Origin of the sequence: Pseudomonas sp. MF6776, from assembly GCF_016613125.1 — a bacterium.
GTDB lineage: Bacteria > Pseudomonadota > Gammaproteobacteria > Pseudomonadales > Pseudomonadaceae > Aquipseudomonas > Aquipseudomonas iridis.
The window spans coordinates 8642-19933 of sequence record NZ_JAENSQ010000010.1; the positions used below are offsets into that span (position 1 = coordinate 8642).

An 11292-nucleotide genomic window follows, 5' to 3' on the forward strand; every position below is an offset into this window, starting at 1 on the left:
CATTCGTTCTTGTTGATACGACCGGGCCTCCTGGTCACGCCGCCGATCAGCAAGGACCCCATGCATGAATGCCGCAGACGCACAGAAACTAGCCCGCCGTTTTATCGAATTGCCGCAGGACAAACGACGTTTGTTTCTCGCCGGTATGGCTCGCGAAGGCATTGATTTTGCGCAGCTGCCCATGACGGCCTGTGAGGGAGTCGCCGAGCGCGATGGGCTGTCTTACGCGCAGCAGCGGATGTGGTTTCTCTGGCAGCTGGACCCGCAAAGTGCCGCCTATAACCTGCCGATGGCGGTACGCCTGAACGGCGCGTTGCAGGTGCAGGCCCTGGAGCAGGCGTTCAGCCTGCTGGTGGCGCGGCACGAATGCCTGCGCACCACCTTCGGTCAGGCCGGCGAACGTGCCTTCCAGCGTGTGGCCGAGCCGCAGGCATTGCAACTACCGCTCACTGATTTGAGCCGCGTGCCCGAGGCGCAGCGCTGGCCGCTGGTGCAACAGCACATGATGGCCGAGGCCACGCAAGCGTTCGACCTGGAACACGGCCCGCTGTTGAGCCTGCGGCTGTTGCGTCTGGCCGAGCAGGAACACGTGCTGCTGCTGACCTTGCACCACATCATTGCCGACGGCTGGTCGATGAACATTCTCATCGATGAGTTCATGCGCACCTACGACGCCCTCGTTGCGGGGCGTGAGCCGTCGTTGCCGGCGCTGATTGTGCATTACCGCGATTACGCGCTGTGGCAGCGCAGCTGGCTAGAGGCGGGTGAGCGCGAGCGGCAACTGGATTACTGGCGCACACAGCTGGGCGACGAGCATCCCGTATTGGAATTGCCGACCGACCGCGCCTATCCGGCACAATCGAGTCATCAGGGCGCGCGTCTGGAAACGGTGATTGATGCCGCGCTGCGCCAAGAACTGAAAAGCCTTGCCCAGCGTCAGGGCGTGACCCTGTTCGTGGTACTGCTGGCCGCGTTCAAGACCTTGCTGCATCGCTACAGTGGCCAGACCGATATTCGCGTCGGCGGTCTGATTGCCAACCGCACCCGCAGCGAGACCGAAGGCCTGATCGGCTTCTTCGTCAACACGCAGATTCTGCGCAGCGAAGTCACCCCGCAAACCCGCTTCGCCGAGCTGTTGCAGCGCCTGCGCGAGGCTGCGCTCGGCGCCCAGGTCCATCAGGAGCTACCGTTCGACGCCCTGATCGAAGCCCTGCAACCGGCGCGCAGTCAGAGCCATAATCCGCTGTTCCAGGTGATGTTCAACCACCAGCCGCTGGTGACTGACTTGCAGCACGTGCAGCTTGAGTCCGGTTTGCAGGTGGACTATCTGAGCGAAGCGCAATTGGCCGGCAGCGGTCGGCAACACGCGGCCACCAGCGACCTGATGCTCGACACCCGCGAGGAGGGCGAGCAACTGTTCGCCGCCTTCACCTACGCCACCGATATCTTCGATGCCGCGACCATCGCCGCAATGGCCGGGCATTGGCGCAACATTCTTGTGTCCGTCTGCCACGACCCGCAGCAATTCGTCGGCGACGTCGCGCTGCTGGCAGATACCGAGCGCAAACAGCTGATTCAGGCCACTGCGTCGGAACCTGATTTCGCCAGCGTGCAAACCCTGTTCGACGCGCAAGTGGTGCGCACGCCGCAGGCAGCGGCGGTGATTCTGGCGACCGGACCGTTGCCGTCACTCACCTATGCCGAGTTGAACACCCGCAGCAACCGTCTGGCGCATCAGTTGCGTGCGCGGGGTGTCGGCCCTGACGTGCTGGTCGGCGTCGCGTTAGGGCGCTCGCTGGAACTGGCGGTGGCTTTGCTGGCGGTGCTCAAGTCCGGCGGCGCCTATGTGCCGCTGGATCCGCAAACCCCGGCCGAACGCCTGCGCCATGTGCTGGATGACAGCGGCCTGAAACTGCTGCTGACCGACAGCGTCAGCCTCGCCAGCCTGCCGCCCCTCGACGGTGTCGATTGCCTGTGCCTAGAGCAACTGGCCGACAGTGACGACGTCGACAATCTGTCGGTGACGGTCGAAGCGCAAAACCTCGCCTACGTGATCTACACCTCCGGTTCCACCGGGCGGCCGAAAGGTGTCGCGGTCAGCCACGGTGCGCTGAGTGAGTTCATCGCCCGCGCCATCAGTTACAGCGACCTGCGCGAAGGTGACCGCGTCCTGCAGTTCGCCACCAGCAGTTTCGATGGTTTCGTCGAGCAGTTTTTTCCACCACTGTGCCATGGCGCTGGCGTGGTGCTACGCGATGCACAGCTGTGGGACAGCGCGACGTTGCATCGAGTGATAGTCGACCACGGCATCACCTTGGCCGATTTGCCGGCCGCGTACTGGTATTGGCTGGTGCAGGAATACGCCGCTAATCCACCGGCCGATTTCGGTGCGTTGCGCCAGATTCACGTTGGTGGCGAGGCCATGGCGGTGGACGGTTTGCGTCTGTGGCAACAGGCCGGTTTGGGCCATGTGCGTTTGCTCAATACCTACGGCCCGACCGAAGCCACGGTGGTCTCGACGATTCATGACTGCACGGCACTGACGGCGGACGCTGTGTCGTGGCGCGGCATTCCCATCGGCCAAGGTCTGGATGACCGTCGCCTGTACGTGCTCGATGATCATTTGAACCTGCTGCCGCAAGGCGCGGTGGGCGAGTTGTACATCGGCGGCCCGGGCCTCGCCCGTGGTTATCACCGTCAGCCGATGCTCAGTGCCGAGCGCTTTATCGCCGACCCGTTCGCCGCTGGCCAACGCCTGTATCGCACCGGTGACCGTGCGCGACTGCGTGCCGATGGTGCGCTGGAGTACGTCGGCCGGGTCGATCATCAAGTGAAGATTCGCGGTTTCCGCATCGAACTGGGCGAAATCGAATCGCGCCTGCAGCAGTGCTCAGGGGTTCGCGAAGCGGTGGTGCTGGCAGTGCCGCTCAGCGGTGGCCAGCAACTGGTGGCGTACGTGGTCTGCGATCAGGCCGTGCTGGAAAGCGCCGCCACTCAGTCGGCGTTCCGCCAGCAAATACGCGCCGCGCTGCAAGCCCATCTGCCGGACTACATGGTGCCGGGGCACTTGCTGTTGTTGCCGAATCTGCCGCTGACGCCAAGCGGCAAGCTCGACCGCAAGGCGTTGCCGGCACCGGATCCGAGCCAACTGCAAGGCGACTATCGCGCACCGCAAACGGACACCGAACAGCAACTGGCGCAGATCTGGGCAGAGGTCCTGCAAGTGTCGCGGGTCGGTCTGGATGATCACTTCTTTGAGCTGGGCGGCCACTCGCTGCTGGCCGCACAAGTGATTGCGCGTATCAAAAGTCAATCGGGCGTGGTGTTGCCGCTACGCAGCCTGTTCGAAAAACCGTTGCTGGCTGATCTGGCGGCGGTGCTGGCGCACCTGGCTGACAGTGCAACGGACGACGACTGGTCCGACATGGATCAGTTCATGAATGCTTTGGAAGGAGAAGAAGTATGAGCGGCACTATGGCGGAGCGCATCGCGAAAAGGTTCGTCGGCTTGCCGCTGGAGCAGCGTCGTCTGTTTCTGGCCAAACTGCGTGAGGACGGCAAGGATTTCAGCCTGTTGCCACTGCCAGTCAGCCGTCACGAAGTCACGCCGATTCCGTTGTCGTTCGCGCAGCAGCGCTTGTTGTTTCTCTGGCAGCTGGAACCACAAAGCGCCGCGTACAACATGGCGGCCGGCCTGCGTCTGAACGGGCGTCTGGACGAAGCGGCGCTGCAACGCTCCTTCGATTTTCTGGTGGCGCGCCATGAAGTGCTGCGCACGGTGTTCCAGACCGACGGCGATCAACCGCATCAGGTAATTCTGGATCAACAACCGATTGCGCTGGAACGCATCGACCTCACGGCGCTGCCTGCTTCTGAGCGCGAGCCGGCCTTGGCGCAACAGGTGCAAACCGTCACGGCGCGGCCGTTCGATTTGCGCCACGGGCCGTTGCTTCGAGCCAGTCTGTTTGCCTTGGCTGCCGAAGAGTTCGTGCTCGTGGTGAGCATGCACCACATCGTCTCCGACGGTTGGTCGATGGACGTGATGGTCAAGGAGTTCGTGCAGTGCTATCAGGCGTTCAGCCTGGAGCGCGAGCCGCAATTGCCGGCACTGGCGTTGCAATACGCCGACTATGCGATCTGGCAGCGGCGCTGGCTGGAAGCCGGCGAGGGCGAGCGCCAACTCGATTACTGGCGCCAGCAGCTGGGCGAGGAGCATCCGCTACTGGAAGTGGCGCCGGACTTCGCCCGGCCACTGACCCAGAGCTTCGAAGGCCAGACTCTGAGCTTTGACTTTGGTGCGGACCTGTCGCGGCAACTCAACGCGTTTGCCCGCAGTCAGGGCATCAGTCTGTTCATGCTGGTGCTGGCGGGTTTTTCGCTGTTTGTGTCGCGACACGCCGGGCAGCGCGACATTCGTGTCGGTGTGCCGAATGCCAACCGTGGACGTGCCGAAGTCGAAGGGCTGATCGGCTTCTTCGTCAACACTCAGGTGCTGCGTTGTGAGGTGGATGAGCGCGGCAGTTTCACGGATCTACTGGCGCGGGTGCGTGAAGCATCGTTCGGCGCCCAGGCGCATCAGGAACTGCCGTTCGAGCAACTGGTGGACGAGTTGGTCGCAGAGCGAACCCTGGGCCATAACCCGCTGTTTCAGGTCAAGTTCAACCAGAACGTCGGCATGCAGAAGCAACGTGCGATGGCCCTGCCCGGATTGAGCGTGGCGGAATATCCGCTGGACAAGGATGGCACCCACTTCGATCTAGCGCTGGACATCACCGACGACGGCACGCTGATTCACGGTCAGATGACTTATGCCAGCGACCTCTATCGCGCGCAGACTGTTGCCGGTTTCGTGCCGGCCTTGCTCGGTCTGTTCAGTGAATTGCTGAAAGCGCCGCAAGCGCCGCTGCACAGCGTCGCGCTGATCTCACCTGTGGCACTGCCAGCAGTTGCCGAGCCGGCACTGTCGGTGTTGCAGCACTGGGATCGTGAAGTCGCCCGCCAGCCTGAAGCGGCGGCTGCCCGCGATTTGAATCAAGTCTTGAGTTATCGGACGCTGGATCAGGCGGCCAATCGCCTGGCCCATCATTTACGCGCCCAAGACGTGCGCGACGGCCAACCGGTGGCAGTGCTGATGGAGCGTTCGCTGGATTGGCTGACCTGTGTGCTGGCGATCTTCAAGGCTGGCGCGGTGTACATGCCGCTGGACGTCAAGGCGCCGGACGCACGCTTGCAGCAGATGCTCGGCGCTGCCAACGCGCGGGTACTGTTATGCGCCGAAGGCGATGCACGTGTTTGCGGGCTGGCGGTTGACGGCTGTCAGGGCATCGCGTTTACACCGCAGCAGTGGCAGTCAATGGCGGCGGGCACCTGTCCAGCCGTGACGTTGTGCGCTCAATCGCCGGCGTACGTCATCCACACCTCCGGTTCCACCGGACAACCCAAAGGTGTACTGGTCAGCCACGGTGCGCTGGCCAGCTATGTGCGCGGTGTGCTGGAGCGTCTGGCGCCGGCACCGGACGCCAGCATGGCGCTCGTCTCCACCATCGCGGCGGACCTCGGTTTTACCGTGCTGTTCGGGGCGCTGTGCTCCGGGCGGCTGCTGCATGTATTGCCGGAGGAACTGGGCTTCGATCCGGATCGCTTTGCCGAGTACATGGCCGCGCATCAAGTGGGCATGCTGAAAATCGTTCCGGGCCATCTGACCGCTTTGTTGCAGGCCTCACGGGCTGCCGACGTACTGCCGGAACACGCGCTGATCGTCGGCGGTGAGGCGTGTGCGCCGGCACTGGTGGAGCGCGTGCGTCAGCTTAAACCGGGCTGCCGCGTCATCAACCACTATGGACCGAGCGAAACCACGGTGGGCGTGTTGGCCCATGAAGTCGGTGATCTGACCCTGACGCGCAGCGTACCGGTCGGTAGCGCATTGGCCGGTGCTCACGTTTATGTGCTCGACGACGTACTGAACAACGTTGCCGATCAGGTAGCCGGCGAGCTGTACATCGGTGGTGACAGCGTGGCGCTGGGTTATCTGAACCAGCCGGGGCTGACCGCAGAGCGTTTCCTCCCGGATCCGTTCGGCGCGCCGGGTGCAAGGGTTTACCGCAGCGGTGACCGCGTACGTCGCAATCGTCAGCAATCGATGGAATTCATCGGCCGCGCCGACGATCAGGTCAAGGTGCGCGGTTATCGCGTGGAGCCGGCGGAGGTCGCGCGGGTGCTGCTCGGGCTCGAGGGTGTCAGTGAGGCGGCGGTGCTGGCGCTGCCACTGGATGACGATCCGGCGCGACTGCAACTGGTGGCGTGGTGCGTGCCGGCGGCGAGTCTGACATTGCAGGCGCAGACGCTGCGCGAGCAACTGCAAGCGTGTTTGCCCGATTACATGGTGCCGGCGCAGATCGTCCTGCTGGAGCAACTGCCGCTGACGGCCAACGGCAAACTCGACAAACGTGCCTTACCGGTGCCGGGGGTGGTCACTCAGCATTTCGTCGCGCCGGTGGGTGAGATCGAAGAGAAGCTGGCGGCGATCTGGGCTGATGTGCTGAAGCTTGAGCGCGTCGGCAGCACCGATAACTTTTTCGAACTGGGCGGTGATTCCATCCTCAGTCTGCAAATCATTGCTCGGGCCAAGCGCCAAGGCATCAAGTTGAGCCCCAAGCAACTGTTCGAAAAACAGACGGTCGGCCAATTGGCCGCCGTCGCAAAACTGATCGAAGCCAAACCAGCGGTTGCCAGCGCGCAGCCGGCGCGTGGGCCGCTGCCATTGCTGCCGATTCAGGCGCGGTTCTTCGAGACCGAGATTGCCCGGCGTCAGCACTGGAACCAGTCAGTGATGTTGCAGCCGACTACCACTCTTAACGCCAATCACCTGCGCACCGCGCTGACGGCGCTGGTTGAACAGCATGACGCGCTGGCGCTGAATTTCCAGGCGTCGGGCGATACGTGGCAGGTACTGCCGCAGACCCAGCGTGACCCGCAGTTGTTGTGGGTGCGCGAACTGGACAGTCTGGCATCGTTTCCGGCCCTTGCCGATGAGGCCCAGCGGAGTCTGGATCTGCAACAGGGGCGTTTGCTGCGCGCCGTGCTGGTGAACCTGCCGGACGCCGAGCAACGTTTGTTGCTGGTCATCCATCACCTTGTGGTGGATGGCGTGTCGTGGCGCATTCTGCTGGAAGATCTGCAGCACGCTTATACCGCGCTCGCCACCGGTACCGCGATGGTCTTGCCGGGCAAAAGCACTTCGCTGCACAGCTGGGCTGAACACCTGCAGCGTTATGCGCAGTGCGAGGCGCTGGTTGCTGAGAGCGAATACTGGCGCACAACCCTGGAGGCGGGTGACGCGCAACTGCCGCAGGATTTCCCGCAAGAGCGTCAGACCCGTGGGCAAGCGGCCCGGGCCAGTTCGCGCCTGAGCCAGGCGCTGACTCACAAGCTGCTCAAAGTCGCCCCTGCTGCCTATCGCACACAAATCAACGACCTGCTGCTGACCGCGCTGGCGCGGGTGTTGTGCGACTGGAGTGAGCAGCCTTCGATATTGGTGCAACTTGAAGGGCACGGTCGCGAAGACTTGTTCGATGAAGTCGATCTGAGTCGCACGGTCGGTTGGTTCAGCAGCCTGTTCCCGGTATGTCTGACCCCCCAAGCGCAGCCGGGCGCATCTCTTTGCGCGATCAAGGAGCAATTGCGTGCGGTGCCGGGCAAAGGCATCGGTTACGGCGTGCTGCGCTATTTGACCCGATCCTCCGAGTTGCAGGGGCTGGCTCAGCCACGGGTGACGTTCAACTATCTGGGCCAGTTCGACGGCGCGTTCAATGCCGACGCAGGCGCCTTGTTTATTCCGGCAGGTGAAAGCACCGGGGCCAATCAGGACGTCGCGGCGCCGCTGGGCAACTGGCTGAGCATCGACGGTCAGGTCTATGGCGGTGAGCTGGAACTGACCTGGACTTTCGGTACGGGCATGTACCGTGCCGAAACCATCGAAGCCCTGGCCGAGGCCTATCGTCGTGAGCTGGAGCGTTTGATCGAGCATTGCTGCGACAGTGGTGAGGCCGGTGTAACACCGTCGGACTTCAGTCTGGCGAGCCTGACCCAGGCACAGCTGTCGGCACTGCCGATCCCGGCCCGCGACATCGTCGACCTCTACCCGTTGTCGCCGATGCAGCAGGGCATTCTGTTCCACAGCGTCAACGATCCGGACAGCCCGGCCTACACCAACCAACTGCGTGTCGATGTACGGAATCTGGACACCGAGCGTTTCCGTCAGGCCTGGCAGCAAACCGTCGACGCCCACGAAATCCTGCGCACGGCTTTCGTCTGGCCGCAAGATGCCGCCGCTGCGGTGCAAGTGGTTCGCCAGAGTGCGCAGATGCCATGGCGCTTGCAGGACTGGCGTGGTCGCGATGACCTCGGTACGGCGCTGGATCAACTGGCCAGCGACGATCTGGCCAGTGGTTTCGACCTGACCGCCGCGCCGCTGTTGCGGGTGACGCTGGTGCGCACGGACGACTCGACGCATCACTTGATCTACACCTGCCACCACATCCTCATGGACGGTTGGAGTACCTCGCAGTTGTTCGGTGAAGTGCTGCAGCGTTATGCCGGCATGACCCCGGCGGTCGGGCAGGGACGCTATCGCGACTACATTGAATGGCTCGGCCAGCGCGATCAGCAAGCCAGCCGCGATTTCTGGACGGCGGCCCTGGCTGACCTTGAAGAGCCGACGCGTCTGGCCAATGCCGTGTCTGGCGGGCAGCGCAGTGCCAGTGGTTACGCCGATCACGAGCATGTGTTCAGTGAGCAACTGACGGCTGATTTGAACCGTTTCGCCCGCGAGCAGAAAGTCACCCTCAACACTCTGGTGCAAGCGGCGTGGCTGGTGCTGTTGCAGCGCTATACCGGTCAGGACAACGTCGCGTTCGGCGCGACCGTGGCCGGGCGTCCGACCGACTTGCCGGGCGTCGAGCAGCAGATCGGTCTGTTCATCAATACCTTGCCGGTGGTGGCAGCGCCGTCCGCCGACATCGTTGTCAGCCAGTGGCTGCAACAGGTGCAGAGCCTCAATCTGGCGCTGCGCGAGCACGAACACACGCCGCTCTACGATATCCAGCGTTGGGCGGGAGCGGGTAATGGGGCGTTGTTCGACAGCATTCTGGTGTTCGAGAACTACCCGATGGCCGAAGCCCTGCAACAAGGTCCGGCCACCGGCCTGACGTTCTCGGCGATTCGCCGTCAGGAGCAGACCAACTACCCGTTGACGCTGGTAGCGGTCACCGGTCGCGAGCTGAGTCTGGGGGTCAGTTACGATCAGGCCAGTTTCGCGGCGACGACAGTCGTTGCATTGAGTGCACAGCTTGAGAGTCTGTTGGCGCAGTTCCTGGCTGATGCCACTCAACCGTTGGGAACCCTGCAATTGCTCGCAGAGCCCGAGCGTCAATACGCGATCGATTGGGGGCGGGCCGATGTCAAGGCGCTGGATTCACGCAGCGTGCTGCAACACATCGCCGCACAAGTGCAGCGGCAACCGCAGGCGCACGCCATTGTGTTCGCCGAGCAACGGATCGATTACCAAGGACTCGATGTCCGGGCCAATCGTTTGGCGCACAAGCTGCAAACGCTGGGGGTCGGGCCAGAGGTGCGCGTGGGTGTGTGCATGCGACGCACACCGGACATGCTCGTGGCCCTGTTGGCAATTCTCAAGGCCGGCGGCGCTTATGTGCCGCTAGACCCGGATTATCCACAGGAACGTTTGCTGCATATGCTCGATGACAGCCGCGCCGCGGTGCTGCTCACCGAGCCGGCGGCGCAGGCGATGTTGCCCGCAGCGCTGAGCGCACAGGTGCTGCTGGTGGAAGAGGGCGAGCTGAGCGAATTCCCGTCCACGGCTCCGCTGGCGAAAGTGTCGGCGCAGAATCTGGCGTACGTCATCTACACCTCCGGTTCCACCGGCAAACCGAAAGGCGTGGCCATCACCCATGGCAACCTCTCGGCTCTGATTCAGTGGTCGGCCGGGGTCTATTGCGAGGAGCAGCTGCGCGGCGTGCTGGCCTCGACGTCGATCTGCTTTGACCTGTCGGTCTGGGAGATCTTCGTCACCCTCGCTTGCGGTGGTTGCCTGGTGCTGGCGGACAACGCGCTGGCGCTGGCCGATTTGCCGGCCCGCGAGCAGGTCACGTTGATCAACACAGTGCCTTCGGCAATTGCCGCATTGCAACGCGCCGGGCAGATTCCAGATTCGGTCACCACGATCAATCTGGCTGGCGAACCGCTCAAGCAAAATCTGGTGGACAGTTTGTACGCAAGCACATCGGTCAAGCAGGTCTACGACCTCTACGGGCCGTCAGAGGACACCACTTACTCGACCTTCACCCTGCGTACCGCGCAAGGGCAGGCCAACATCGGTCGGCCGCTGGAAAACACCGTGGCTTATCTGCTCGACAGCCAGTTGCAGGTGCTGCCGAACGGCGTGGCCGCCGAGCTGTATCTGGGCGGTGCCGGGGTGACCCGTGGTTATCTGATGCGCGCGGCACTGACCGCCGAACGTTTTGTGCCGAACCCGTACGCCAGCAACGGCGAACGGCTCTACCGCACCGGCGACCTGGTGCGCCAGGGCAGTGATGACAACATCGAGTACATCGGCCGGGCCGACCATCAGGTGAAGATTCGCGGCTTCCGTATCGAACTCAGCGAAATCGAAGCGCGGCTGTTGGAGCAGGACGAAATCCGCGAAGCGGTGGTGCTCGCTCAGGACGGTGCCGCCGGCAAACACCTGCATGCCTACGTCGTGGCGGCGCAGGCGGTGACGGATCAGCACGCATTGACGGAACGCTTGCGCAACGCGCTGGCCAGTCGCTTGCCGGCGTACATGGTGCCGGGACACTTGCACCTGATCGAAGCCATCCCGCTGACCCCGAACGGCAAGCTGGATCGCAAGGCCTTGATGGCGTTGGGCGACAGCCCGACACAGCAGCACTATCAGGCGCCGCAGACCGATTTGCAGTGGGAGGTGGCGACGGTCTGGCAAGAGGTGCTGGAGGTCGAACAGGTGGGCCTGGCCGACAACTTCTTCCAGCTCGGCGGCCACTCGTTGCTGGCCACGCTGGTGGTGACCCGGATCAAGGAACGTCTGGGCGACAAGGTGCCGCTCAAAGAGCTGTTCGAAACCGACACCCTCAAGGCGTTCTGCGCGCGGATCGAGGCCTTGCGCGTCGAAATGTCGCCCGTTCAGGATGAATTGGCTAAATCCCTGGAGGCCCTCAAACGTCTATCCCTCGATGATCTGGAAAAACTGATTTCTTGA

2 protein-coding genes are annotated in these 11292 nt (G+C 63.0%); both read left to right on the forward strand.

Going from position 1 to position 11292, the window contains the following annotated elements:
* Positions 1 to 64 precede the first annotated feature (64 nt).
* Positions 65 to 3466 carry a non-ribosomal peptide synthetase gene (locus JJD74_RS13460; protein WP_200614581.1) on the forward strand — a complete coding sequence of 1134 codons (3402 nt, stop codon included), beginning with the start codon at positions 65 to 67 and terminating at the stop codon, positions 3464 to 3466.
* Entirely contained in the window at positions 3463 to 11292 is a 7830-nt protein-coding gene (locus JJD74_RS13465; RefSeq protein WP_200614590.1) for a non-ribosomal peptide synthetase, read from the forward strand. Before JJD74_RS13460 ends, JJD74_RS13465 begins: the two co-directional genes overlap by 4 nt.